Origin of the sequence: Streptomyces scabiei 87.22 (assembly GCF_000091305.1) — a bacterium.
In the GTDB taxonomy this organism is placed as follows: domain Bacteria; phylum Actinomycetota; class Actinomycetes; order Streptomycetales; family Streptomycetaceae; genus Streptomyces; species Streptomyces scabiei.
Map to the genome: position 1 here is coordinate 2,573,042 of NC_013929.1, position 25,374 is coordinate 2,598,415.

Consider the following 25,374-nt stretch of genomic DNA (forward strand, 5'->3'; position numbering starts at 1 on the left):
TCAGCGTGCTTCGAGGGTGAGGTGCGAGACGCCGTGCAGGCGCGACGTCGCGGTGAAGTGGACGCTCCCGGTTTGACCCGTGGATCGCAGGACGGCGAGAGCACGACCGCGGTACGCGCGCTGAGTGGGATCGGCGAACGGACGGGTGGGGTCAGGTCTGGCGCTGCCGTACCCGACGAGTTCGGCCGGGCCCTCGACCTTGAGCTCGATGTCGTCGTCCGCGAGCATCTCCACCGTGCCGGCGCTGTCGACGATCTCGACCTCGATGAACGCGAGGTCGTCGCCGTCGGCCCGCAGGCGAGCCCGGTCCGTGGTCAGACGGACCTGGAGGTCCTCCCCCGCCGAGCGGAGAACCGTCCGGGACACCTCGCGCCCTCCTCGGTGGCCGACCGCGACGAGCTCGCCGGCGGCGTACGTGGTGGTGAACCGAGCGGTGTAGCGACGTCGCCTCCCGGCCCTGCGGCGGCCGGCGGAACGCCCGTTGACGAACAGCTCCACCTCGTCGTCCGCGGAGTAGACCTCGATCTCGGCCTTGCGGCCCGCGCACCCGCGCCAGGCCCAGCTCTCGACAGCGTCGGTGCTGCGCCACGCGACCCGTGCGACCGGCTGTCCCGCCTGGTCGAGGGGCCGCACACCGATCGCCGGCCCGGGGTGCGTTCCCCATGCCACCTGCCCGAGGCGCAGCGAGAAGTCCGGTTGCCCGGTCAGGTCGATGACGCCGGGCCCGGCGATGAGGTAGGGATACGGCTTGACCAGTCCGGTCCTGCGTCCGGGCGCCCACACTCCGACCCCCGACTCCCCGAGGTACTCCCAGCCGACCCAGATGAAGTCGCCGATGACGGACGGGTATTGCGTGACGAGGTCCCACGCACGGGCGATGTCTCCCGGCAGGGTCTCGCTGCCGACGATCACGCGGTCGGGGTACGCCTTCACGTCGTGCTTGTACCGCGCCAGCCCGTAGTTGTAGCCGGCGATGTCCACCTCGGCGAACGCGTCGCGTGTCGCACGGTCGGCGATGGGGAGCCGCGAGACGACGTCCATCATGCGCCCGATCTGGTTGACCATGCGATTGGCTTCCGTGCTGCCGGGCCCCTGTTTGTTGTGCTGAGCCCCCTCCGGCGTGTCGGAAGCACCCGAGTACGGGGACCTGTTCATCGACGACAGGACGTTGAGGAAGATGTTGAGGGCCACCGTGACCGGCCGGTCCGGGTCTGCCGCCTTGACGTACGCGGTGATCTCACGGGTGAGCGCGACGCCGTCGGGGTGCGCGGTCTCGGGGATCTCGTTGCCGATCGAGTAGATGACGACGGAGGGCCGGTTTCGATCCTTCTCGATCATGCGGTCGGCATCCTCGCGCCAGGTGTCCAGGAACCGGTGCGAGAAGTCGTGCGTGGATTTGGACTGGATCCAGTAGTCGGCGAGTTCGTCCATCACGTACATGCCCAGCTCGTCACACGCGTCGAGCAGGTGACGTGACATCGGATGGTGAGCCGACCGGACGGCGTTGAAGCCGTTCTCCTTGAGGATCCGGATGCGCCGGAACTCGGCGGCCCGGTGGGTGGCGGCTCCCAGGACGCCGTTGTCGTGGTGGATGCACGCGCCGCGCAGGTTGACCTGCTGCTTGTTGATCCGCAGGCCGTGGCGGGCGTCGACGTGCACCGTGCGCAGCCCCACGAGCTCGCGACGGGTGTCGACGACGGCACCGTCGTGCTCGACCGTCGTGACGAGCCGGTAGCGGAACGGGTCCTCGGCGGACCACAGGCGAACCGCGGGCACGTGCAGGTGCGCGATCCCGTCGTCGCCCGCCACGGCCTGCGCCACGGCCCCCGCGTCGGAGTGCAGTACGGTGCGGACGTGCACGGGCCTGTCGCTGTCGTTCACGACTGCGGTCCGGACCTCGACGACCGCGTCAGCGCCGAGGAGCGTCGTACGCACGCCGACACCGTCGTCCTCCAGACGCACCCGACTGCGAATCCGCAGGGACACCGACCGGTACAGGCCCGAGCCGGGGTACCAGCGGCCTGCGGGCTGTGCGCTGTTGTCGACGTCGACGGCGATCTCGTTCTCGTCGTCCCAGTTCAGGACGTCGTCGATACGGAAGCCGAACTCGGTGTACCCGCTGCGCACCGTTCCGACCCGGTGGCCGTTCACGGTCACGACCGACTCGCCCTGGATGCCGTCGAAGCGGAGCTGGACCTCTCGACCGCGGTACGCGGGGTCGGCGTACCAGTGCGTGCGATAGGTGTACCGGCCACCCGGGAACCATCCGGTGTCGGACCTGCCGGAGGCGTCGGACGAGCGGGGCTCGGTGATCATCGCGTCGTGCGGGAGGCGTACGGCGGCCTCTTCGGCACTGCCCGGGCGACTCATGGTCCAGTCACGAAGATCGACGCGGTCTGCGTCGAGCTGCACGTCGGTCCCGGTCATCGGGTCACCTCCAGGGTGGTGGTGAGCTGGGCGGTGGAGCTGCCGCCGACCCAGAGGTCGAGGACGGTGGCGTCGAGCTGGTACGTGCGGGTCGCGGCGCTCCAGTAGCGGAGCTGGTCGGGGCCGAGCTCGAAGCTCACGGTGGTGGTGGTGCCTGCGGGGACCGGGACTCGCTCGAAGCCCTTGAGCTCCCGCACGGGCCGCGACGACGACCCGTAGCGCTGGTGGACGTACAGCTGCACGACCTCGTCGGCGTCGCGCTCGGAAGTGTTGGTGACGTCGACCGACACGGTTGCGGTGCCGCGGCCGCCGGTCATGGACGTCCGGTCGGTCCGGAGGTTCGTGTACGCGAACGTGGCGTAGGACAGGCCGTGGCCGAACGGGTACAGGGGCGCCCCGTCCTCCTGGAAGTACCGGGCGTCCTGGTCCTGCGGGGCGAAGGTCCGGTAGTGGGAATACACGAGCGGCACCTGACCGACGTGACGGGGCCATGTGAAGGGCAGGCGGCCGGCGGGCGATACGTCACCCACCAGCACGGAGGCGACCGCTTCTCCGCCACGTGTCCCCGGGTACCACGCCTGCACGATGGCGGGGACGTGCTCGTCCGCCCACCGCAGGTCCAGTGGACGGCCCGACAGCACGACCAGGACCACGGGCGTGCCGGTCGCGGCGACGCGCTGCAGTTGCTCGAGCTGACGGCCGGGGAGGTCGAGCGTGGAGGTCGACGCCTTCTCGCCGATCTGGTTCTGCGGCTGGCCGACGACCACGATCGCGACGTCGGCGTCCCGGGCGGCGGCGACGGCGCGCTCGATCTCGGCGTCCTCGTTCAGGTCGGGCGGGGTCGGGACGACCGTCGGGTCCAGGACGTCGAACGGTGACGGGTGCAGCCGCTCGGGGGCACCGACCCCGGCCGCATACTCGACTCGGATGCCGTCCCCGAGCCGGGCACGCAGCCCGTCGAGGATCGTGACCGCCTCGGAGGTGTCGTGGTCGAGCACCCAAGGTCCGAGCGTGTCGCGCCGGGAGTCGGCGAGCCGGCCGATGACGGCGACGCCGGTGAGCTGCTCGGGCCGCAGAGGCAGCGTGGCCGCGTCGTTCTTGAGGAGGACGAGGGTGCGCTCGGCCGCATCCCGGGCGGCATCACGATGCGCCGAGGCGTTCAGGACCGCGGGTGCCGCGTCCTCGTCGGTGTAGGGGTTCTCGAACAGGCCGAGGCGGAACTTCACCGCGAGCACCCGCGACACGGCGGTGTCCAGCGTTTCCTCGGCGACCAGCCCGTCGCGTACCGCTTGCGGGAGGTGGTCGAACGCCGGGGTGAAGGTGCACATCTCCATGTCGAGGCCCGCGTTCAGCGCCCGCACGGCGGCGTCCTGTTGGTCCTTCGCGAAGTGCTGTGTCTGAAGCGACTGCACGGCGTTGGCGTCCGAGACGATCCAGCCGTCGAAGTGCAGTTCGTCGCGCAGCAGGTCGCTCAGCAGCCACCGGTTCGCGGAGGCCGGCACGCCGTTGAGGTCCATGTAGGCGCTCATGACGTTGGCGGCGCCCGCTTCGATCGCGGCTCGGAAGGGCGGCAGGTAGACGTTGCGCAGCTCGGCGTCGGAGATGTCGGCGTCGTCGTAGTCGCGCCCGCCGCGAGCGGCGCCGTACCCCAGGAAGTGCTTCGCGCCGGCGAGGACGCTCTCGGCTCCGAGGTCGCCCTGGAACCCGCGGACCTGCGCCGCGGCCATGGCCGCGGCGAGCACCGGGTCCTCCCCGGCCCCCTCGATCATGCGGCCCCAGCGAGGGTCGCGGGCTATGTCGATCATGGGTGCGAACGTCCAGCGGATCCCCGCCGCGCGCGCCTCGCGGGCCGCGACGACCTGCGCCGCCTCGGCGGCGTCCGGGTCCCAGCTCGCGGCCATCGCGATCGGCACGGGAAAGACCGTACGCAGCCCGTGGATCACGTCGTTGCCGAACAGCAGCGGGATGCCCAGCCGGGTGTCCTCGACGGCGCGGCGCTGTAGCCGGTTGCCCAGGGCGGGGTCCTTGACGAACAACAGCGACCCGGCGCCGCCGCGGGAGACGGTGTCCTCGACGTCGTGGGGCTGCTGGACGAAGGCACGGTGTTCGGGCGGCAGGGACTCGATGTCGAAGTCGTCGGGGATCGGCTCGCCGGTGCCCATGTAGAAGAACTGGGTGAGTTGTCCGGCCTTCTCCTCCAGGGTCATTTGGGCCAGCAGATCTGCCACTCGATCCTCGACGGGCAGACCGGCGTCGCGGTAGCGCGCCTCGCCCTGCGTTCTCCGGGTGCCGGCGTCGTTCGGGATCGTGTCGGGGGTGGTTGTCATGGGGGGTCTCCTTCGTTGTTCTAAGCGCGGCGTCCGCAAGGAGCGACCGCAGGGTCTGGGGCCCATGTGCGGTAGCCGGGCCCGTTCAGGTGAAGGTCGTCGTGGGTGTACTGGCTGCGCAGGCCACCGCGGTGGGCGGCGAGGACCGGCCACAGGTCGACGTATCGGGCGTCGTCCTGGTCGGTGATCCGGTGCGCTGCGGCGTTGAGCTCGCGCCCCCTTCGCAGCTCTGCGCGGGCGCCGGGCAAGCGGCGTGGTGGGACGTCAGGTGTCATGGATCCAGTAGCCGGCGATGTCGTGGGCAGGTTCGGTCACGAAGGTGACGGCACCGCCGATGAGCCGGGTGCTCTCGGGCTGGGCGGAGTCGAAGGCGGGCCAGCCGGGCTCGCCCGTTGCCAGGAACTGGCTCCAGGCGGTGGTGAGTTCCTCGCTGATCGCTTGATTGCCCGGGGTGTCGATGTCCAGCGCTGTCAGTTTGTCGCCCAGGTAGATCAGCTCCGCCCCGTGGAAGGCGCTGCTGCCCGGACCGAACGGCTCGGCGGAGATCAGGTATGTGTGGACGCGACCGCCCGCCGCGGTCTGGGCCCGTGCCAGACGGGCCGACGGCACGCGGTAGATCGCGTCGCTGAGGAAGCGGGTGCGCAGCTCCAGGAGTTCGTCCGTGGGCCCGCCGAGGTGGTCGGTGGCCGGTAGACCGCGCGCACGGTAGGCGTCCAACAGTCCGTGGGGGTCGTCGAGTTCTGCCCGGCGCATCTCGGCGATGAGGGCTGCCTCGTCGGTGGGGCGGAACGAGTCGGCGCCGAAGGAGGCGTACATGCGTGCCTCGTCGTCGTTGGCGCCGATGAGCAGCGGAATGTTCTTCGCCGCCCCTGCCAGGACCGCCTGGTGTGGGTGGTCCGGAAGTACCCGGCCGTCGTGGACGATGCCCCAACCGTGTCCGTCCGGAAGGTGGCGCAGGCCGATGTCCGAGGGGATGACGGCGCTCTGCGCGTCGAGGATCCGATCGAGTGGGACGTCGGTCAGACCTTCGAAGTCCCTGACGCCGACGGCGGCGAGCAGATCCCGGGTCACCGCAGATGCGGCCTCGCGGCGGTAGACGCGACCAGTGCTGCCACTGTGCAAAATCGCCTTGTGGAAGCTGCCCGCAGCGGCGGGAAGGCTGAGCAGGGCGCCGATGCTGAATGCCCCGGCCGAGTTCCCGGCGACCGTGACGTTGTCGGGATCACCGCCGAAGGCGGCGATATTGTCCCGGACCCAGCGGAGTCCGGCCGCCTGGTCCTGGAGCCCGAGGTTGGCGCTGTCGGCGAACCGCTCACTGCCCGGCCCTGTGGGAAACAGCCATCCCAGCGCCCCTACCCGGTAGTTGACGGCTACGACCACGGCGCCGGTCAGCCGGGACAGCGCAGCGCCGTCGAAGGCCGGGGGTGACGCGGAGCCGGTCTCGAAGCCGCCGCCGTAGATCCAGACGAGTACGGGGCGTCGGCTGACCAGCTCGGGAGTCCACAGGTTCAGGTAGAGGCAGTCCTCGGCTGACGGGCCGGTGTGCGCGCCGAGCGCCATGGCGATGGCGAGCGCACGCGGATCGAGCGCGGCGAGGCTTCCTTGAGTGGAGGGATCCATCAGGGGACTTCGCTGTGCCGGGGCCGCGGGGAAGGCGATGCTGTCGCGGACGCCAGTCCAGGCGGCGACGGGCGCGGGCGGACGCAGTCGCCGTGGGCCGATGGGCGCAGCGGCGAAGGGGATACCGGCGAAGATTCCGCCTGTATCGCCCCATCGAGTTCCTCGCACTGACCCGTGGCTCGTGCGGACCATCGGGAACAGAGCGGACTCACTCATGTGTCACACCTCCGCCTGTTCCTGGGAGGTCTCCATAAGGGCGAGGATCGCCGGGTCGTCCGTCAGGGCTGAACCGTCCACGCAGCGGCCCGCGTCCACGCGGCGGATGAACTCTGCGGTGCGGTCGAGGGCTTCGATCGCTTCGGGCAGCAGGGAGCCGAAGACGGGCCAGGCGTGGTGCATGTGCGGCCAGAGTTCCAGCACTGTCTCCACGCCGCAGACGGCGGCACGTGCGGCCAGGGCGATCGAGTCGTCACGCAGCAGCTCGGAGCCTGAGGCCAGGATCATCAGCGGGGGCAGACCGGTGAGGTCGGCGAGTGCGGGGCAGGCTTGCGGATCCTCGGGGCTGTGTCCGGCGAGGTAGTCGGCGGCCATCTGCGGGCCGAGCCAGGGGGTGATCATGGCATCGGTGGCGGCGTTCGCGGCCCAACTCCCTGATGCCAGGTTTTCCACGCGCAGGTCGAACACGCCGGACCAGAGCACTCCGGCCATGGGTGCACCGTCGCCTGCGTCGCGGCGGCGCAGCGAAAGCGAGGCGGCAAGACCAGCTCCCGCCGACTCGCCGACCACGACGATCCGGGCCGCCGGATAGGTGGCCCGGACGGCTTCGTAGGCGTGTTCGCAGTCGTCGAGCCCGGCCGGGAACGGGTGTTCAGGTGCGAGTCGGTACTCGGGCACGACGGTTCGGGTGTTCAGCCGCAACGCCAGGAGCCCGGCAGCGGCCCGCGCCTGCGCAGCGGTGCCCGTGCGGAAGCCGCCGCCGTGGATGTGGAGGATGACCAGGTCCTCGCGCGGCTCTGGCGGGCTGAAAAGCAGCGCGCCCGTCAGGCCGGGGAACGCGTCCTCGACCACACCGTCCGGTACCGGGATCGTCGCCGCGAAGCGGACGGCGTTCTCGCGCTCCTGGGCGAGCGTGGGTCGCGTGGCGGCCCGACCGGCTGTGACCAGTCCGGAAAGCCACTCGTGGGTCTTGCTGGGCATGGGGCCCCCAAGTCATCGGAGAGAGGGGAGTGCAGGGGAGCGGAAAGCGACCCCTGCCTGCAAGCGATCTGCCCGCTGATTCATCAGTTCTCGCTCGCTCCAGCGGCGTTGAAAGCGGCGTACTGCTCCTCAAGATCGAGGAGGAACTCGGGGCCGCCCGGCACCATGGCGGCCGCGTCGCGGATCGTCGTCTCGCCGGACTCGGTGTCGGACTGATCGATGTACGCCGCAGCCTCGGGGAAAAAGCGGATCAGGGTGTCCGTGAAGATCTTCATGGCCCCCGGACGGTCCATCAGCTCGCCGAGCGTGGTGTCCAGGGTGATGGGGCCGCTGGGCCGATCTGGTGCCGGCAGGTGGACGGTCCAGGTGTGATGACCAGCGGTGACGTCGAACGGCGCGCCTGCCGGGCCCGGCAGGTCCACCTGTGCGGTGGCGTTGGGCGGGACGAGCGCGGTGACGTGGAGCTCCTCGCCGTCCAGACGCCAGGCGATCTCCGCGCGGCCGTACGGGGTGAGCAGCGCCGCCTGCGCGCGGTCCAGCCCGCCGCCGGGGCGCGGGGCCAGGCGCAGTTTCCGGTAGCCGGGCTCGGCGGGGGCCAGGCCGGCGACGGTGCGGTGCAGCCAGTCGGCGACGGCGCCGAGCGCGTAGTGGTTGAACGAGGTCATGCCGCTGGGGTTGACCTTGCCGTCGGGCAGCAGACTGTCCCACCGCTCCCAGATGGTGGTCGCACCCTGAGTGACGGGATGGAGCCAGGACGGCTGCTCGGTCTGCAGCAGCAGCCGGTAGGCCGCGTCCAGGTGACCGGTCTCGGCGAGGGCGTCGCAGATCAGCGGCGTGCCGACGAAACCGGTGCCGATCTTGTAGCCGCCGGCGCGGACCAGGCCGGCCAGCCGCTTGCCGGCGTGCGCGCGCTGCGCCTGGTCGGGCAGCAGCGCGAACTCGAGCGCCAGCGCATAGGCGGTCGGAGCGTCCGACATCATCCGACCCGCGCCGGTGACGTACTCGGAGGCGAACGCCTGCCGGACCTCGGCGGCGAGAGCGCCGTAGCGGACGGCGTCCGCCTCGCGGCCGAGCAATCGCGCCGCCTGGGCGACGATCTCGGCGGAGCGGGCGAAGTAGGCGGTGGCGACGATCTCGCCGGGAGTACGCGCCTGATCCGGGCGCCCCGGCGGGGCGTTCGGGTCCAGCCAGTCGCCGAACTGGAAGCCGCTGTCCCACAGGCGCGACTCCCCGGCCAGCGAGGCGACGTGGTCGACCCAGCCGCGCATGCTCTCGAACTGGGCCGCGAGCACGCCGAGGTCGCCGTAGGCATGGTGGAGGACCCAGGGCACGATGGTGGCGGCGTCGCCCCATGCGGCGGTCGGGGTGTCGGCGCCGTCGACACACTTCGGCACCACGAACGGGACCCCGCCGTTCTCACCCTGGTCGGCGGCGAGGTCGGCGAGCCAGGAGGTGAGGAAGCCGGCGCTGTCGTACAGGTAGGTGGCGGTGGGGGCGAAGACCTGGATGTCGCCGGTCCAGCCGAGGCGCTCGTCGCGCTGCGGGCAGTCGGTCGGGACGTCGAGGAAGTTGCCGCGCATGCCCCAGACCACGTTCTGGTGCAGCTGGTTGAGCAGCTCGTCGGAGCTTTCGAAGGTGCCGGTGCGTTCCAGATCGGAGTGGATCACCACGGCACGCAGGTCTTCGGGGTTCAGTTCGCCCGGCCAGCCGGTGATCTCGGCGTAGCGGAAGCCGTGGAAGGTGAACCGCGGTTCGAAGGTCTCCGGACCGCCGCCGCGCAGGATGTAGCGGTCGGTGGCCTGCGCGGTGCGCAGCGGTGCGGTGGCGAGCTCGCCGTCCTCCAGTACCTCGGCGTGGCGCAGGACGATCTCCTGCCCGGCCTCACCGGTCACCGTGAGCCGCAGGCGGCCGACGAGGTTCTGGCCGAAGTCGACGATCGTCATGCCCGAAGGTGAGGTCGTGACGGCGGTCGGTGCCAGCTCCTCGATCCGGCGGACCGGCGGGCCGACGGGGGCGACGAGCGTCGCCGGGTCGCGTTCCTCGACGCGCACGCCCCGCCAGCCGGTGGGCTCGACGCGGGCGTCGTGGGTCTCGCCGTCGTAGAGGCTGCTGCGGCGGATCGGGCCCTGGGCGGCCTGCCAGCGGCCGTCCGCGTCGGTGGTCACGGTGTCGGTGCTGCCGTCGGTGTAGCGGATCTCCAGCTGGGCCAGCCAGGCCAGCCGGTCGCCGTAGACGGCGCGCTTGTCGCCGGTGAAGCCGAGGCGGCCGCGGTACCAGCCGTCCGCGAGAAGAGCGGTCAGGTTGTTCTCGCCGACCTGCAGGAGGGCTGTCACGTCATAGGTCTGGTAGCGCAGGCGCTTGCCGTACGTGGTCCAGCCGGGGGCGAGGACGTGGTCGCCGACCGGGGAGCCGTTCAGTTCCGCCTCGTAGACGCCGTGTGCGGTCGTATAGAGGCGGGCGGCTGCGACGCCGGGGCGGATCGTGAAGCCGCGGCGCAGGTGGGTGGCCGGCTGGTCCTGCTGCGCGTCCTCGTCCCAGTCGGCGCTCACGAAGCGGGCCTGCCAGTCGTCGGGGTGCAGCAGCCCGGTCTCGGCGAACGCAGGTTCGCTCCAGCCCGACCAGGCCCCGTCCGTGCCCCGGACACGCACCCGCACGCCCACGCGCTCTCGCGAACCGAGGGCGTCGAAAGGCCAGACGACCAGGACCGACGCGTCGCTATCGGCCTCGGCCGTGGCGACGACGTCGCCCTCTGCGGCCAGGCGCTGGATCTCGTAGGCCGCCTGCCGCCATCCGGGCAGTTCGGTCCGGGTGGTCCACGACAGGCGGGGGCGAGCTTCGCCGATGCCGAGCGGCTCGCGGTGGTGCTCGAACCGGATGCGCGCGACCGCAGGGGTGGGGAATAGGGCTTCAGGCACGGCGTCTGTTCCTTGCTGTCGGGGCTGTGCGCGGGCGTCGTACGCCTGTTGCGGCGATCACGATGACGACTGGGGAATGGAACGTTTCAATCCCCGGTGGTGGCTCTCGGCACACCGGTGAGATTCCTTGGCGGCAACCCTAGCGCCGAATCCCAAACAGAGCTAGGTTTCTGCTCCGTTAACCCAGCGCAACGCGCCATGACCGTCCCAGATTCCCGCCCCCTCCGGGATTCAGGGGTGGGGCGTCGGCCGACTGAATGGGTTCAACGCCCTACTGTTGCTCCGTCGACCGGAGCCCATCCATCGAGAGGGCACACCGCCGTGACATCCTCACTCACCCCCGCCGCGCCTGCGGCCGAAGCCGAAGCCAGCAACCCCGTCCGCGGCGCGCGCTTCGCGCTCATCGCGCTCGCACTGCTGTGGCCCACCCAGCTGCTCACCCTCGTCGGCATGCTGACGGGCAACGCGCAGGCGTCCGTGGCCATCCACTTCCAGACCACCCACATCGCCTGGTTCATCCTGTCCACGGCGCTTGTCTCCACCCTGCTGACACCGTTCGTGATCAAGGCCGCCGACCTCTATGGCAAGCGCCAGGTGATGATCGCCATCACCCTGATCGGCTTGGTCGGCGACATCATCGCCGCCTCCGCGGGCAACTACTCCATGATGCTGATCGGCCGCAGCATCGCCGGCTTCTACGGGCCGATCGGCGCCCTCACCTACGCCACCATCCGCGAGGTCCTCCCGCCGAAGCAGGCCGCCACGGCCAGCAGCATCGTCGGCAGTGGTGTCGCCTTCGTCGCCATCGGCGGCCCGTTCCTGACCGGCTGGGTCCTGGACGACTACGGCTTCCGCGGGGTCCTGTGGTCCATCGTCGCGGCCACCGCCATCGGCCTGCTGCTGATCCTTTTCGCCGTGCCGAAGACCCACTACCGCGACCCCTCCGCCCGGATGGACTGGATCGGCGGCCTGCTGCTCGGCGGCGGACTGACCGCGCTCACCTACGGCATCGGCCAGGGGACGGACTGGGGCTGGACCTCCGCCGGCACGCTCGGCTGCGTCATCGGCGGCCTGGTTGCCGTCGCCCTGTTCGTGGTCTCCCAGAAGCGCATTGCCCAGCCCCTTGTCCACCTGGCCATGCTGGGCCGTCGCAAAGTGTGGACCGTCATACTGGCCTCCGCTCTCACCGGCGGCGCACTCTTCGGCACCGGCATCATCGCCTCGCTGCTGGTGCTCTACCCGAAGATCCCGACCATCTCGGACGGCCTCGGCATGACCGCCACCCACGCGGCGGTGATCGGCCTGCCGGCGAGCTTCCTGATCCTCGCGCTCGGCTTCGGCACGGGGACGCTGCTGCGGAAGGTCGACGCGCGCCTCCCGCTGATCCTCGGCGGCCTGATCTCCACCGTGGGCTACCTGGCTCAGGCGGCCTACCACTACACCAACGCCGAGCTCATCTGGTGGGGCAACCTCTTCGCGATCGGCTTCGGCATGATCGTCGCGGTGATCCCGATCCTGATCATGCGGGCGGTCTCACCGGAGGAGCAGGCCATCGCCAGCGGCATTCAATGGATGTCGATCGGCGTCGTCACCACCCTGGTCACCACGCTCACGTACGTGATCCTGGCCCAGGACGGCAAGGTGCTCCAGGGCACCCAGTTCTACCTGGACCAGGGCTACAAGAACGCCTTCTACTTCGCCGCAGGCGTGGTGTTCCTCGGCACGCTCGCGGGCCTGCTGATCCCGAGCCTCAAGCCCGAAGCGGACACGGCCTGACCGCCAACGGGGGCGTGATGTCCCACGCCCGACATCACGCCCCCGGCGGCCGGCAGAGGCGGTTGAAGGCGTCGATCGCGGCCACCATGTCGATGCCCTGGTCCAGCAGCCACTGCTGCTGCAGACCGTCGGACACGGCGACCAGAAGCTGCGCCAGCCGGTCTGCAGGGATATCGGTGCGCACGCTCCCGTCGGCCTGACCCTGGCGCAGCCCGTCCTCGACGGTCTCGCGCAGGCGGGTGTAACGGTCGGCGAAGAAACCGTGCGCAGGATGCTCCGGATCGGTCGCATCGGCCGACAGGTTCACGAACAGGCTGACCAGGCCCGGCGTGCGGGTGTTGTGCTCCGCAGTTCGGGCCATCGCATCACCCGAGCTGACTGCCGTGCTGGTGTGCTCCGCCGCGTCCGCGGTGTCGCGCTCGGCGAGGACTGCCGTCAGCAGCTCCTCCCGGGATCCGAAGTAGTGCAGCACCCCGGCCTGCGACATGCCGACCCGGTCGGCGATCTCCCGCAGCGACGACCCCCGGTCCCCGTGCTCGGCGAACACCTCCAGCGCGGCGCGCATGATCTGCGCCCGGCGCTCAAGTCCCTTGCGGTACGGCCCTCTCGGCCTGCGTGCGGTGGTCACGGTCGGACCGTACCGCGCCTGGGGCTTTCCATGAAAACCGAATGGCGTTAGCCGTTTGCTGTCCGCCCTCAACTCCGAGAGCTCGCACTCGACGTTTCACGCCTGAGACGTTCTGCGACTATGCGGGTTCGCGCACTTCGGCGGCGTCCCAGGTTCTCCCAGCGCCCGACCCCAAGGTCGTGATCTGTTCCTGTTGCCACAACTCCTACTGGCGCTGTGGGCACAGGACCCTGAGAAGGTGCAGGTCAGGACACCGGTGTCGTGATCTCACGTTTGAGGATCTTGCCGCTCGGTCCCATCGGCAGGGCATCCGCCAGCCAAACGCGGCGCGGGTACTTGTAGGCGGCCACCCGCTCGCGGACGAACTCCTGGAGTTCCTCGACCGTCGCGTCAGCTCCCGGGCGCAGGACGACCGCTGCCGCCACCTCCTCGCCGAGGTGCTCGTCGGGCAGGCCGACGACGGCGGCGAGGGCGACGGCGGGGTGCTCATGCAGGACTTCCTCGATCTCTCGCGGGTAGACGTTGTAGCCGCCGCGGATGATGAGGTCCTTCTTGCGGTCGACGATGTACAGGTAGCCGTCCTCGTCCTGCCTGGCCAGGTCCCCCGTGCGCAGCCAGCCGTCAGGGACGGCAGCGGCGGTCTCCTCCGGGCGGTTCCAGTAGCCCTTCATCAGGTTCGGTCCGCGCACCGCCAGTTCCCCGACCTCGCCCGGCGCCACGTCCAAACCGGTGTCGTCGAGCAGGCGCACCTCGACGTCTCGGACGGGGGTGCCGATGGATCCGGCCTTGCGCGGGCGGTCGGGGTGGTTGAAGGAGACGACCGGGCTGGTCTCGGACATGCCGAAGCCCTCCAGCACCATGCAGCCGAAGCGCCGTTCGAAGCTGTGCAGGATCTCCACCGGCAGGGACGCGCCGCCCGAGATGCACATGCGCAGCGTGGACACGTCGGCCTCATCGGCGCCCGGGTGCTGAAGCAGCGCCGCGTACATGGTGGGCACGCCCTCGAAGATGGTGGCCCGGTCGCGGGCGACGGCGTCGAACACTGTCTGCGGATCGAAGCGGGGAACGAGGATGAGCGAGGCGCCGCTGAACACGGCGGTGTTCATCGCGCAGGTCTGCCCGAAGATGTGGAACAGCGGCAGGCAGCCGACAATGACGTCCTCGGCGGTGAGCTGCTCCACGTCTACGGCGCTGACCTCGGTGTTGTGGCGCAGCCCGCCGTGGGTGAGCGCGGCGCCCTTGGGTCGTCCGGTGGTGCCGGAGGTGTAGAGCAGCACAGCGATGTCGTCGCCGGCCGCGGCGGCGACCTCGTACCGCGGCTCCTGCCGTGCGAGCAGTCCGGCGAAGGCCGTGGGCTCGACGGAACTGTGCCGCACACCGGCGGTGGCCGCTCCCTCGGCGCCCTGGCCGGGTGCCGCGTGCCACTCGAAGAGCAGCACGGCACCGGAGTCTCGCAGGTGGTAGTCGATCTCGCGGGACTTGAGCAGCGGGTTCATCGGCACCACGATCCCGCCGGCGCGCAGGATGCCGTAGTACAGGACGACGAACTCGGGAACGTTCGGCAGCATCAGTGCGACGCGGTCGCCGAAGCGCAGGCCCTCAGCACGCAGCAGCGCGGCGGCCTGTGCGCTGAGGCGGTCCAGTTCGGCATAGGTGGTGGTCGCCGTGCCCAGCCGCAGCGCCGGGTTCTCGGGCTGCCGACGTGCCGTCTCCGCCAGGAATTCCGCCAGATTGGCCATGATGCCTCCTTGCACGCATGCTCCGTGGCGCCGGCGAAGTTCGCCTCCGACGCTCACGGAATGGTGACGTTCGCGATGACGGCCGTCCATGGCGGCGCGGACATCCGGCCCCCGCCGGGATTGTTCCGGAGCACAAACAGGGCGTCGTACGCTGCGAGGATGGATCTGTCAGGTGTGGGTGCCGCCCTGCGCGGGCGTTCTCCCGAACTGGGTGAGCGGATGGCTCAGCGCATTCGCGCGGAGGTCGAGTCCTACGCGGACGACTCGCTCACCCCCTTTGCCTCGCTGCGGGATTCCTGCGAGAGCAACGCCGACCTGGTGCTCCGGCATTTCGCCTCCGGTGCGGAGCCGGACGTGCGGCCGGCGCAGGAGACCGGGCGTCTGCGCGCCGAGCAGGGCGTGCCCCTGGCCGACACGCTGCACGCCTACCGGGTCGGCTTCGAGTACCTCTGGGCGCAGATGGTCGAGGAGGCCCGCAGGCATCCGGAGGTCACGGACGCGGATCTGGTGGCCGGGTCGTCGCGGATCTGGGCGCTGTTCGGCCGCTACGCCGAGGCGGTCGCGGCCGCCTACCGGGAGGCCAGCGCGGAGTTGGCGCTGCGTCGCGAGGCGCGCCGTTCGGCGCTGGTCGAGGCCCTGTTCACGGGCGCGCTCGCGGACCGTACGACGCTGCGGGAGGCGGCCCGGCAACTCAGCCTGCCCGAGCGGGGCCCGTACGCGGTCGTCGCCGCGTCCGTGCCGGACCCGGGCCAGGAGCCGCTGCCCGGCATCGAGGCGGCGCTGCGCCAGGCCCATGTGCCCTCCGCCTGGCGGCTGCTGCCCGACCAGCAGATCGGGCTGGTCTCCCTCCTGCACAGGGACGCGGAGACAGTGAGCCTGTCGGCGCTGCGCCGAAGCCGCGCCCGGGTAGGGGTCAGTCCACGCTTCGACTCGCTGCGGGACACTCCGCAGGCTCTGCGGTTCGCCCGGCTGGCGCTGGCCGGGCTGCCGGGCGGGGGGCCCGGGGTGGCGCGATTCGACGACAGCCCGCTCTCCATGCTGGTCGCCGCGGCGCCCGCGGAGGCGACCCGCCTGGTGGAGGTCGTCCTCAGGCCGGTCCTGGACCTGCCGGCAGCTGAGCGGGCGAGGCTGCTGGAGACCCTTGGGCACTGGTTCGCCGCGGGGGGCGTCGCCGCCGAGGCGGCCGACCTGCTCTTCGTCCACCCCAACACCGTGCGCTACCGGCTGCGCCGCGTCGAGAAGCTGACGGGCCGCTCGCTCTCCGAACCCAGGACCCTCGCCGACCTGGGCGCCGCTCTGCACGCGCTGCGGCTCCTGCCAAGGTGAGCGGGCAGCCGAGCGCGCCGTCGGATTTCCGCACCACCCCGTACGGGCGGGGCGACCTGAACCACAAGCACTCCCCGGGCCGTCAGCCGGCTACGTCGTTTCGCGCTCTACGACGGTGAGGATGTCGCCCGCGCCAGGCCCACTCGGCGCTGCCGGGGCCGCAACGCCGGCCATCGAGAGAATACGTGCGGTGAGATTGCCGGCTGCCACGGTGAGGTCCATCCCGATGGTGGTCAGAGCCGGTACGGCGAGCGAACTCACCGGGAGGTCGTCGACGCCGATGAGCGCCAGGTCGTCCGGTACGGCGATGTGCTGTGTACGGCAACTGGCCAGGACGGCGAGGGCGATCAGATCGTTGAATGCGGCGACCGCGGTGACGGGGGTGGCGCCTTGCGTCCACTCCGCGACGGCGTCCCGGGCACTGGCACGCGAATAGCGCATGCTGACAACTCGCGGCGATGGCAGGCCCAGGTCGCTGCAGGCCCGGGTGGCTCCCTGCAGGCGGGGCAGGCAGAAAGGGCGCTCACGGGGGTCGTCCAGCGCGGCGTAGCCGATGTGCCGGTGCCCGCGTGCCGCGAGGTGCTCGATCTGCAGGCGTCCGACATCTTCCTGGCTCAGCCCGGTCAGGCCGGCACCGTCCGGTGTGAACACACCGTCGAGCAGAGGGATTTCAGCTCGAAGCAGTGACCGCGCATCAGCGGGCGGCAGGCCACCGAACGCGACGACCACCGCCGGCTGGACGTGCTGCCACAGCTCGGCGAGCGGCGTGGCCGTGCCGGCGTGGTGCAGATACACGCAGGTGTACCCGGCCTCGCCCAGTGATCGGCCGAGGGCCAGTTTGAACTGCTCCATGGCCTCGGCGACCGGGAGATCCGGAACCACGCAGAGCACGACGTTGCTCCGGCCCTTGCGCAGCGCACGGCCCGCTCCCGACGGTACGTAGCCGAGACGCTCAGCCGTCTCCAGCACGCGACGGCGGGTCTCCGCGGAGAGACCGTGCTCGTCCCTCCCGTTGAGCACGAAGCTCACGGTGGTTTGTGAGACCCCGGCCTCTCGCGCCACGTCCTTGCTGGTGACCCTCGGCAATGCCCCTCCCGAACTCTTGCCACGCCTTCCGGCACAGGCTACGGTACGGCGATCAGCGATCTAATACGTATTAGATCGCTTCGGTAGCCGCAATGGCCTGTAGGGGACGCCCCGCACCCGCTTTGCCCGAGCCGCCCACCCCGGTCGAACACCGTCCCCATGCGCGCCGACGGGGTGGAATCACATGAAGAGAGATCTGTCATGGACGACACGATCCCCGTCAGCACCGACACGACGCCCGCCCGCGTCACCTCCGCAGCCGATCCGGTCCGCCTGCCCCGCCTGCTCGCATTCGTGTTCCCGGGCACCACCGCGATGTACGCCCTGTTCAACGCCATCGGGGTGATCCTCCTCCCCGCACAGGTAGCGCGACTCGCGCCCGACTCCAAGGTCGGCGTCCTGGCGCTGCTGACAACGCTGGCCGCCGTGGCCTCGATGATCGCCCTTCCCACTGGAGGAGCGCTGTCGGACCGCACGCGGTCCCGGTTCGGGCGACGCGCCCCCTGGCTGATGGTGATGGCCTGCGCCTCCGCGCCACTGACGATCGCCATGGGCCTGAGTAACTCGCTGGTCGTCATCGCGATCCTGCTCACGGTCCTGTGGTTCACCATGAACTTCTACGGAGGGGCGATCTCAGCGATCCTGCCCGACCGCGTGCCCGTGGCCCGCCGTGGCGTCGCCTCCGCGGTCATCGGTCTGGGCACGCCGGTGGGCATCCTCTTCGGCGTCAACCTGGCCAGCCGAGTTAGCCAGGTCTGGGCGTACACGGCTCTCGCGCTGGTGCTGCTCGTCACGACGCTCGCACTCGTGGCCGGTGCGCGCGAACCGTCCTCGCTCGACCTGGTCACGGAAAGACCCAAGGACCGAGGCAACGCGACCGCGGCTGTCCGGGCGTTCTTCCGCGCATTCACCCACCGTGACTTCGCCCTGGCCTTCGCCAGTCGGTTCGGCCTGTTCCTGTCCTACTTCACGGTCTCCGGGTACCTCTTCTTCACCGTGCAGGACTATGTCGGGGCGAACAACGTCCCTGGCGGCAACGTCGCCGTCGCGGTGAGCACCCTCTCGACGGTGTCGTTCGGCACCTGGATCGCCGTCGCCACGCTCTGCGGCTGGCTCGCCGACAAGCTCGACCGGCGCAAGCTGTTCATCGCGATCAGCGCCCTCGGCCTGGGCCTGTCCCAGGTCATCCCGATCGTCAGCCACAGCTGGGCCGCGATGCTCGCCTACTCCGCGGTCTCGGGCGCTTCGCTGGGCACGTACTTCGCGGTCGACCTCGCCGTCATGTCGCTGGTCCTGCCGGACAAGGAGAACGAAGGGCGCGACTTCGCCATCCTCAACGTCGCCACCGGCCTGCCCCAACTCGCGGCCCCCGCCATCGCCGGCTCGCTCATCGGACTCGGCGGCTACGGCTCCCTGTTCCTCGTCAGCGGCGCGTGCGCCTTGGTCGCCGGTGCGCTGGCCATGTGCATCCGCTCGATCCGATAGCCCGTACGGAGCCCTCCATGACCCTGGTCACCACACCCACCGGGGTGTCGCTCAACTACGACACCTTCGGCGATCCCGACGCCCCTCCACTGCTGCTGATCCAGGGCCTCGGGGCCCACATGCTCGGCTGGCACGCCGACTTCTGCCGGTTGATCGCCGATGCGGGTTTCCACGTCGTGCGCTTCGACAACCGGGACGTCGGCCTCTCGCAGAAGTTCCCGCAGGGCGGCTACACCCTGGCCGACATGGCGAACGACGCCGCGAGTCTCCTCACCGCGCTCGAAATCCCCGCGGCGCACATCGTGGGCCAGTCGATGGGCGGCATGATCGCCCAGCAGCTCACCCTCGACCACCCCACGCAGGTGCTGAGCCTCGCTCTGATCTACACGGCGCCCAACGCGGGCTTCCTCGTCGGACGCGACCTGGTCGACGAGCGCACCCAGCGCCCCCGGGCCCGCGACCAAGACGAGGCGATCGCTCTGTACCTCGACAACGAAGCTGCGTGCGCCTCACCGGGATATCCCCAGGACATCGACTGGCTGCGCGAACTCGGCGGCCAGACGTACCGCCGGGACTACGACCCGGACGGCATCGTGCGGCAGATGGAGGCACTCGACAACTCCCCCGACCGTGCGCCCCACCTGCACCGCATCACGGTCCCCACCACGATCGTGCACGGCGACGGCGACCAGTTGATCGATTCCGGCGCGTCCCAGGCCATGCACGAGCTGATCCCGGATTCGACGCTGACCATCCACCACGGGATGGGCCACGAACTTCCCCGCCCACTGTGGCCGCAGATCGTCACCCAGATCCGGGACAACACCGCACGAGGGAGGGCGTGACATGGCCCAGGGAACAGGCATGTCACGGACACGGCCCGCAGCAGAGCGGGTAGTGCTGATGCTCGCTGCAGTACTCGCCCTGCTCGTCGGCGTAGCAGCGCCAAGCCCGGCCTCGGCGGCTGACAGTCCGTTCTGCGTGCCCCGGACCACACCGCCCGAGGTGGGACTGACCCTGGTTTCGGTCGAGCGCATCGACGCCCGCACTCGGATGTACGCGTTCCGCTCGAAGGCGGTCGGCGACGCCATGCCCGACGGGCTCGTCCGGGTGCGCGTCATCCTGCCCCCCGACTACGCCCGGTCGCCAGGCAAGCGCTACCCGGTCATGCTGCACCTGCACGGCACCAACAACTCACCCAGCACCTTCCCCGCCAACGAGGTGGAGCAGGTACTGGGCGACAACGACGTGATCTTCGTCGAGCCCGACGGAGGCCCTGCCGGCTTCTACGCCGACTGGTACGGCACCCCCGTCACCGGCCGCGATCTCTTCAACGGACCCGTGCCGTTCCCGCCCCCGGCATGGGAGACCTTCCACATCCGCGAGTTGCTCCCATGGCTGGACAAGACCTTCCGCACCACAGGCCGACGCGCCATCACCGGTACCTCGATGGGCGGCTTCGGTGCGATGGCGTACCCCGCCCGCAACCCGGGGGCCTTCGTCGCCGCCGCCTCCTTCTCCGGCGCCGTGGACCTCGACACGCTGTACCCCATCGCTCCCGTCTTGATCTCCGTGGCCTGGGACCCGTGCATCTTCGGCGACCGAACCCTGCAGGCCGACAACTGGAAAGCTCACAACCCGGTCGACCGGGCTGCCGAACTGCGCGGAGTGTCCCTGTTCGTCGCCAGCGGCAACGGGCTGCCCGGCCGCTACGACGACCCCGTAAGCGCCATCACGGGAGCTCCCCTGGAGATCCTCGTGCACCAGAGCGCCGAGAACTTCGTCGCCGCACTCGACCGGGCCCAAGTCCCCGTCACCACCTGGTTCTACGGCAACGGCACTCATGGGCCGCGGTCCTACGTCTACGACGATCTGCGCCGCTTTCTGCCCCAGGCGATGAGCGCCCTCAACCGCAAGTAGACGGTGCGAGAAGGCGGACCCACCTGGAGCGAGTACTGCTGACCGGTGGGCCGAGGCCGTGCACGAACTGATCGCGGATTCGAAGCGGGACAACACCACACGAGGAAGTGCGTGAAATGACAGCAGTACAGGTGGAAGGCCGCGTGGACAGCGGATTCGAACCGGTCGCGGATGCCTTCGCCGACAATTTCCGTCGGCGCGGCGACACAGCGGCCTCCTGCGTGGTGTACGCCCAGGGAGCCCCGGTCGTGGACATCTGGCCTGGTCAGACCGCCCGGGGCGCCTGGACGCCCGACACCCGCACCGTCATGTTCTCGGTGAGCAAGGGAGTCACCACCCACTGTCTGCTGATGGCCGCCGAGCGCGGACTGATCGAACTCGACGCCCCGGTGGCGAAGTACTGGCCGGAGTTCGCCGAGAAAGGCAAGGAGACGACGACAGTACGGCAACTCCTCACGCACCAGGCCAGGCTCGGTCGCGCCCGAGGCGGATGTGACGCTGGAGAACCTGCGCGCCTGGAAGTCCGTGGCGGACGCGCTGGCCCAGTACGCCCGTAACGAGGGCACTTGCGCGGTGCCTGGCACCGGGCACGGGTTGCGACCGTGCACACACACCATCCACCACCAGACCGGCGCGGTCTCCCGCGTGCTCCTGCCAACCCCCCTCACTGGGCATGTCCGGACCGGCCTCGCCGATTCGATGGAGTCGTGAACGCGAAACAGCACATCTGCGCGCCGAGGCGCGGGTATTCCCAAGCACACCATCGGCCGCATGCCGAGCAATGCACTTCAAGCGAAGCCTGGCCAACCTGGCAGCCTGCGCACTCAGCGACTGGAGACCCTGCTCCGCGGGCGGCTCAAGGCACTGCAGTGCCCGCACAGCATTCTCAGCGGATTCCTCGCCGGGACGGCCTCGCTCCCAACAGACCGAACTGACCCCAACTCGCAGTCAATGTCCGTTGATTGCCTTCTCACTCCTGGACACTGGGCGCATCACATGACTGTCCTGACAGCGGCGCGATCGGCACTGTTCACCAACCTCCTGCACGACATGCGGCGCATCACCGGCGTGGACGCGGTCATGGGCTCGCTGGTGGCGTCCGATGCGGACCACTTCGTCATAGACCAGCTGGTCGGCGTCACCACCGGAGGTCTGCACAACCTGCGCGTCGCCATCGGTACGGGACTGGGCGGTAAAGCGATGGCCCTGCACAGACCGATGCAGGTGCCGGACTACTGCCGCGCGGGCGGCATCAGCCACGAGTACGACCCGGCCGTTCGCCGGGAGCAGATCCGTGCCGCGTTCGCCGTCCCGATCCGGGTTCCGGTCCCCGGCGGTCTCCGAGGCGTGGTCTACGGAGGACGACGCCACGAGTACGTCTTCGGCGACCGCATCTTCGGTGACGTCGCGGTACTGGTACGCGCCCTGGAGCGGGAGCTTGCCGAAGATCTGGAGCTCGACCGCCGATTGGAACGCCTACGGGTGGCGGCCGGGGGCAGCGTTTCGGCCGCGAGCACGGAGATGAGCGTGGCCGAGCGCCGTAGGCTCGTCGACGTCTGTTCCGAACTCGTGCACATAGCGTCAGGGATGCCCGACAGCCCTGAGCGCCGGCAGATCAAGGCTCTCGTACGCCGCCTGGCCGGTCGGACGGCGGAACCGTTCACGGCAGAGAAGACGGCCCGTGCAGCGCTCACGGAGCGTGAACGGGAGATCCTGACCAAGGTCGCCACCGGTGCGACGAACCGCGAGGTCGCCGCCGCACTCAGTATCAGCGCCGAGACCGTGAAGTCGAGCCTCACCTCCAGCATGCGCAAGTTCGGCGTGCGCAACCGTGTCGCTCTCGTGGCAGCGGCACATGCGCAAGGCTGCCTGCGCTGAGGAGACGGCAGCGCAGAACACCCGCACCCCCCGAACGGGGGGCTTACGCCTCGCCAGGACGAGGTCGCACCGCACCTCACCCATACTGACAATCCGATGGTGCGCGCCATTTCCCCCCTTTCCTCACATCTGACAGGACCGCCGGTCATGCGCAACGACCTCGAAGAACCAGGCTCCGAAATGCCCCCGGCATCACCCGGCATACCCGCTCCGCCGCCCGACCCGTCGGACGGTGGCGCGGGCACCGGCTCACGTCCCGTGCGCATCATCCTGCTGGCGGTGGCCGTTCTCCTCGGCCTGCTGGTCCTGGTGAACCAACTGCTGGCCGTACTGCCCGTCGGGTGGCTCTCCCCGGTGCTGCATGTCAGGCTGCTGCAGGCGGTCGTGCTTGTCACAGGCGGCGTGCGCGACACAGTCGGCATCTGGAACATCGTCCTCGCGGCTCTCGCTCTGGCCGCGGCCGTGTACGCCCTGCGCAAGAGCGGTGCCCGCAGGCGTACGGCCCGCACCTTCGTGGCCGTGGCCGGTGTGGGCCTGGCGCTGGCCCTGTTCACCACCACGGTCCAGGTCTTTGCCGTACACGGAGCCACCGGCAAGTGGATCCCCTTCGCGCCGACCACCTTCACCGCGGAGCTCGGGCGGGGACCCGACAGGACCGTCACCTACGCCACGCTCGACGGCGAGAGGATGGAGGCGGACCTGTACCTGCCCGACAACGCTTCCGCCGCTTCGGCCACCCCTCTCGTCGTCAGCATCCACGGCGGCGGCTTCGTACAGGGCAGCCGAGGCCGCACCCCCTATACGAGCTGGCTGGCCGACCACGGGTACGCGGTACTGGACGTCGACTACCGTCTGTCCACCGCGAGCGAACACCGCTGGAACACCGAGGACGCCGACGCCGCCTGCGCCATGACCTGGGCCACGGCTCACGCCGACGAATACCACTGGGACCTGAACCGGGTCGCCACCCTCGGTGGCTCAGCGGGCGGCAACCTGGCCATCAACGTCGCCTACAAGATCAACGCGGGCACCATGAAACCCTCCTGCGGCACCGCCGCCGAACTGCCCCGCGTGAAAGCCACCATCGCCTCGTTCCCCGCCGTCGACCTCACGGCCGGAGAGTCCGACAGCGCGCTGGGGCACCAGGTCGGCCAGTGGCACATAGGCGGCACCCCCGCCCAGCATCCGGACCGCTACCAGGCCGTTGACTCCGCGACCCACATCACCGAGAACGCCCCGCCCACGCTGATCGTCCAGGGCGGCGCCGACCACCTCGTCTTCGCGGAGCACACGAAGGCGTTCGCGGACAAGCTCACCGCCGCCGGCATCACCCACCGGTACGTCCAGTTGCCCTTCATGGAACACGGCTACGACGGCAGCGTCGCCAACATCGGCATGCAGACCACCCGTGCCCTGGCGCTGCCCTGGCTGCGGGACCACCTCGGCGACTGACGGCGGGAGGTTGCGGCTCCGAGGCCGGACACAACCCTCCTGGTCCGGGGCCGACGTCGTACGCCTGATGCGCCGCGAGCAGCCGAGGGAAGTCCAACCCCTCTGCTACTCACACACCCGTACGTGACGATCTGAAGAAAGCCAGGCGCGGTTCGGCGACGAAGTCCGGGCCACGATGAGCTGTTCCTGGAGGTCTTCGAGACCCTCAGCACGGTGGCGGTCCGCTGAGTCGCCTTGTCATCTCCCGAGGAGCGGCGCCAAGTCTTCGGCCGTTGCAAGCAAGCTCCAGTCCGAGCTCTGTCACGAGCGATGGGAGATCGAGTCGGCGTTCTACTCGCTCCGGCAAACCTTGCAATGTGGTCTGGTGCTGCGCTCCCAGGACGCAACCGGGATCCAGCAGGAGCTCTGGGCTCACCTGACCGTCTACCAGGCGCTGCGCCGGGCGATGGTCGAGGCCGTCGAGACGCTCCCTGGCACCGATCCAGACCGCACGTCTTTCACCATCGCCCTGGAGACCGCCAAGGACCAACTCATCGCCGCGGCCGATGCGCTGCCCGAGGCCGGGCCGGGGCACATCGCATCGGCCCTGCTGCACGATCTGCTCCCGCCCCGCCGGGCCCGCGTCAACCCACGTCGCGTCAAGGTCCGATCTCCCGCTATGCCGCGCCGCCTGACCAGGCACAAGTTCTGGGTACCTCCAGGATCACCAGCATCAAAGTCACCGTGCACTCGTCCGCCAACCCGGGCGCCGACGGGCGAAGCGACCGCACGCTGCAACTTTTGCGCACCGCCCCTCTCAGCACCTGGCGCGCATGTGAAATCGCTAGCCTCGAACCCGACTGGATCGCACCCGACCTTCAACACCCCGTCGGCCCCACCCAGTTGACAACCGCGGAGCCGCTCCAACTCCGTGGTCTTGGAGTGCTTCCTCGGGGCGGCCATGGTCGATTTTCCTCTCATGAGAACCATCTGACCCTCTGTCACCATCCTCCGCATCCCGAGGGAACCTCACGGTGGGAACCGAAGAAGCTCCGCCTGGGCCTGTTCTCCGCGGCCACTGGCTCCGCTTCACCGCCCGATGGCGCTGGACCGGCGTCATCACCCACGCGACCCGCAGAGCCAGATCCGGCTCTCAACTGCTCCGCCGCTCAATGTCGAGGGAGCGGAGCAGTGCACGTCGATCGCTGAAATGATGCTCGCCACGCAGGAGGCACAGAAGGCCGCATGCGCTTTCGCCGACGCGGAGATGGTGGCCCGGCTGGGTCTCTGACATTCCGCGAGTAGGCCGGCGGAGGTGCGATGACCCTGCCGAGCAGGCGGTTTGCTCGCGGACGGGGTACGGGCATCCTGTTCCTGACCTGCGGTGGCTGCTCAGCGCCGACCCAGCCCACCGCGGTGCTCGACGCCGGCCTGTGCGGCGAGGGCGATGGTCGGTTCCGAGACGGGGACGTCGCCGAGTGCCTCGTCGATCGCCGGTCAGCATCTTCACCAGGCGCGGGCCGTTCAACAAGCGCGCGATGCCGTTCGTGCAGGGCGGATCGCCAATGCACCAACAGCAGCCCACACCGCGCCGACTCCCCCTGCATAGAGCCGAAAGA

18 protein-coding genes and 1 pseudogene are annotated in these 25,374 nt (G+C 69.8%); 10 read left to right on the forward strand and 9 right to left on the reverse strand.

Features of this window, described 5'->3' with window-relative positions:
* The 6 genes from SCAB_RS10755 to SCAB_RS10775 form a co-directional block, all read right to left on the reverse strand.
* Positions 1-2,427: a glycoside hydrolase family 2 protein gene (locus SCAB_RS10755; RefSeq protein ID WP_010353105.1), complete on the reverse strand. Its 2,427-nt coding sequence runs from the start codon at positions 2,425-2,427 to the stop codon at positions 1-3.
* Entirely contained in the window at positions 2,424-4,754 is a 2,331-nt protein-coding gene (locus SCAB_RS10760; protein WP_010353106.1) for a glycoside hydrolase family 3 N-terminal domain-containing protein, read from the reverse strand. Before SCAB_RS10760 ends, SCAB_RS10755 begins: the two co-directional genes overlap by 4 nt.
* Before the next feature lie 20 nt (positions 4,755-4,774).
* A complete protein-coding gene (locus tag SCAB_RS49255; RefSeq protein ID WP_010353107.1) occupies positions 4,775-5,029 on the reverse strand; it encodes a GDSL-type esterase/lipase family protein in 255 nt (84 codons plus the stop codon).
* Positions 5,019-6,590 carry a carboxylesterase/lipase family protein gene (locus SCAB_RS10765; protein WP_223786380.1) on the reverse strand — a complete coding sequence of 524 codons (1,572 nt, stop codon included), beginning with the start codon at positions 6,588-6,590 and terminating at the stop codon, positions 5,019-5,021. Before SCAB_RS10765 ends, SCAB_RS49255 begins: the two co-directional genes overlap by 11 nt.
* 3 nt (positions 6,591-6,593) lie before the next feature.
* Positions 6,594-7,571 carry an alpha/beta hydrolase gene (locus tag SCAB_RS10770; RefSeq protein WP_010353109.1) on the reverse strand — a complete coding sequence of 326 codons (978 nt, stop codon included), beginning with the start codon at positions 7,569-7,571 and terminating at the stop codon, positions 6,594-6,596.
* 83 nt (positions 7,572-7,654) lie between these two features.
* Entirely contained in the window at positions 7,655-10,486 is a 2,832-nt protein-coding gene (locus tag SCAB_RS10775) for an alpha-L-rhamnosidase (protein WP_010353110.1), read from the reverse strand.
* Between the two features lie 321 nt (positions 10,487-10,807).
* Here SCAB_RS10775 and SCAB_RS10780 point away from each other — a divergent pair, with 321 nt between their 5' ends.
* Positions 10,808-12,262, forward strand: a complete 1,455-nt coding sequence (locus SCAB_RS10780; RefSeq protein ID WP_010353111.1) for an MFS transporter — start codon at positions 10,808-10,810, stop codon at positions 12,260-12,262.
* Positions 12,263-12,296: 34 nt separating this feature from the next.
* Here SCAB_RS10780 and SCAB_RS10785 read toward each other — a convergent pair whose 3' ends face one another.
* Entirely contained in the window at positions 12,297-12,890 is a 594-nt protein-coding gene (locus SCAB_RS10785) for a TetR/AcrR family transcriptional regulator (RefSeq protein ID WP_013000099.1), read from the reverse strand.
* 245 nt (positions 12,891-13,135) lie between these two features.
* Positions 13,136-14,629: a long-chain-fatty-acid--CoA ligase gene (locus tag SCAB_RS10790; RefSeq protein WP_010353113.1), complete on the reverse strand. Its 1,494-nt coding sequence runs from the start codon at positions 14,627-14,629 to the stop codon at positions 13,136-13,138.
* 159 nt (positions 14,630-14,788) lie between these two features.
* On the opposite strand from SCAB_RS10790, the gene SCAB_RS10795 reads away from it, so the two are divergent.
* Positions 14,789-15,955, forward strand: a complete 1,167-nt coding sequence (locus tag SCAB_RS10795) for a PucR family transcriptional regulator (RefSeq protein ID WP_223786381.1) — start codon at positions 14,789-14,791, stop codon at positions 15,953-15,955.
* 90 nt (positions 15,956-16,045) lie between these two features.
* On the opposite strand, the gene SCAB_RS10800 is transcribed toward SCAB_RS10795, so the two are convergent.
* Positions 16,046-16,984 carry a LacI family DNA-binding transcriptional regulator gene (locus tag SCAB_RS10800; RefSeq protein ID WP_231884962.1) on the reverse strand — a complete coding sequence of 313 codons (939 nt, stop codon included), beginning with the start codon at positions 16,982-16,984 and terminating at the stop codon, positions 16,046-16,048.
* Between the two features lie 258 nt (positions 16,985-17,242).
* Here SCAB_RS10800 and SCAB_RS10805 point away from each other — a divergent pair, with 258 nt between their 5' ends.
* The 8 genes and pseudogenes from SCAB_RS10805 (at position 17,243) to SCAB_RS47535 (ending at position 25,046) form a co-directional block, all read left to right on the forward strand.
* The gene (locus tag SCAB_RS10805) at positions 17,243-18,526 is read left to right on the forward strand and encodes an MFS transporter (protein ID WP_010353116.1); all 1,284 of its coding nucleotides are present in this window, start codon (positions 17,243-17,245) and stop codon (positions 18,524-18,526) included.
* 17 nt (positions 18,527-18,543) lie between these two features.
* Positions 18,544-19,371 (forward strand): alpha/beta fold hydrolase, encoded by an 828-nt coding sequence (locus tag SCAB_RS10810; RefSeq protein WP_010353118.1) that lies wholly within the window; start codon positions 18,544-18,546, stop codon positions 19,369-19,371.
* Positions 19,372-19,531: 160 nt separating this feature from the next.
* Entirely contained in the window at positions 19,532-20,446 is a 915-nt protein-coding gene (locus SCAB_RS10815) for an alpha/beta hydrolase (RefSeq protein WP_231884964.1), read from the forward strand.
* A gap of 116 nt (positions 20,447-20,562) precedes the next feature.
* Entirely contained in the window at positions 20,563-21,003 is a 441-nt protein-coding gene (locus SCAB_RS10820; RefSeq protein WP_010353120.1) for a serine hydrolase domain-containing protein, read from the forward strand.
* A 439-nt stretch (positions 21,004-21,442) separates the two neighbouring features.
* Positions 21,443-22,324, forward strand: coding sequence for a LuxR C-terminal-related transcriptional regulator (locus SCAB_RS10830; RefSeq protein ID WP_010353122.1), 882 nt, complete (start codon positions 21,443-21,445; stop codon positions 22,322-22,324).
* 147 nt (positions 22,325-22,471) lie between these two features.
* Entirely contained in the window at positions 22,472-23,776 is a 1,305-nt protein-coding gene (locus tag SCAB_RS10835) for an alpha/beta hydrolase (protein ID WP_010353123.1), read from the forward strand.
* A gap of 292 nt (positions 23,777-24,068) precedes the next feature.
* Positions 24,069-24,673 (forward strand): annotated as a pseudogene (locus SCAB_RS44670) (IS4-like element ISSav1 family transposase); the annotation flags it as partial.
* A gap of 181 nt (positions 24,674-24,854) precedes the next feature.
* Positions 24,855-25,046 carry a hypothetical protein gene (locus tag SCAB_RS47535; RefSeq protein WP_013000103.1) on the forward strand — a complete coding sequence of 64 codons (192 nt, stop codon included), beginning with the start codon at positions 24,855-24,857 and terminating at the stop codon, positions 25,044-25,046.
* Positions 25,047-25,374: the final 328 nt, after the last annotated feature.

Excerpts from the sequence above, each read along its gene's own strand:
- SCAB_RS10755 (WP_010353105.1), bottom strand. The coding sequence starts at position 2,427 with ATGACCGGGACCGACGTGCAGCTCGACGCAGACCGCGTCGATCTTCGT.
- SCAB_RS10760 (WP_010353106.1), bottom strand. The coding sequence starts at position 4,754 with ATGACAACCACCCCCGACACGATCCCGAACGACGCCGGCACCCGGAGA.
- SCAB_RS49255 (WP_010353107.1), bottom strand. The coding sequence starts at position 5,029 with ATGACACCTGACGTCCCACCACGCCGCTTGCCCGGCGCCCGCGCAGAG.
- SCAB_RS10765 (WP_223786380.1), bottom strand. The coding sequence starts at position 6,590 with ATGAGTGAGTCCGCTCTGTTCCCGATGGTCCGCACGAGCCACGGGTCA.
- SCAB_RS10770 (WP_010353109.1), bottom strand. The coding sequence starts at position 7,571 with ATGCCCAGCAAGACCCACGAGTGGCTTTCCGGACTGGTCACAGCCGGT.
- SCAB_RS10790 (WP_010353113.1), bottom strand. The coding sequence starts at position 14,629 with ATGGCCAATCTGGCGGAATTCCTGGCGGAGACGGCACGTCGGCAGCCC.
- SCAB_RS10795 (WP_223786381.1), top strand. The coding sequence starts at position 14,789 with ATGGATCTGTCAGGTGTGGGTGCCGCCCTGCGCGGGCGTTCTCCCGAA.
- SCAB_RS10805 (WP_010353116.1), top strand. The coding sequence starts at position 17,243 with ATGGACGACACGATCCCCGTCAGCACCGACACGACGCCCGCCCGCGTC.
- SCAB_RS10810 (WP_010353118.1), top strand. The coding sequence starts at position 18,544 with ATGACCCTGGTCACCACACCCACCGGGGTGTCGCTCAACTACGACACC.
- SCAB_RS10820 (WP_010353120.1), top strand. The coding sequence starts at position 20,563 with ATGACAGCAGTACAGGTGGAAGGCCGCGTGGACAGCGGATTCGAACCG.
- SCAB_RS10830 (WP_010353122.1), top strand. The coding sequence starts at position 21,443 with ATGACTGTCCTGACAGCGGCGCGATCGGCACTGTTCACCAACCTCCTG.
- SCAB_RS10835 (WP_010353123.1), top strand. The coding sequence starts at position 22,472 with ATGCGCAACGACCTCGAAGAACCAGGCTCCGAAATGCCCCCGGCATCA.
- SCAB_RS47535 (WP_013000103.1), top strand. The coding sequence starts at position 24,855 with ATGGCGCTGGACCGGCGTCATCACCCACGCGACCCGCAGAGCCAGATC.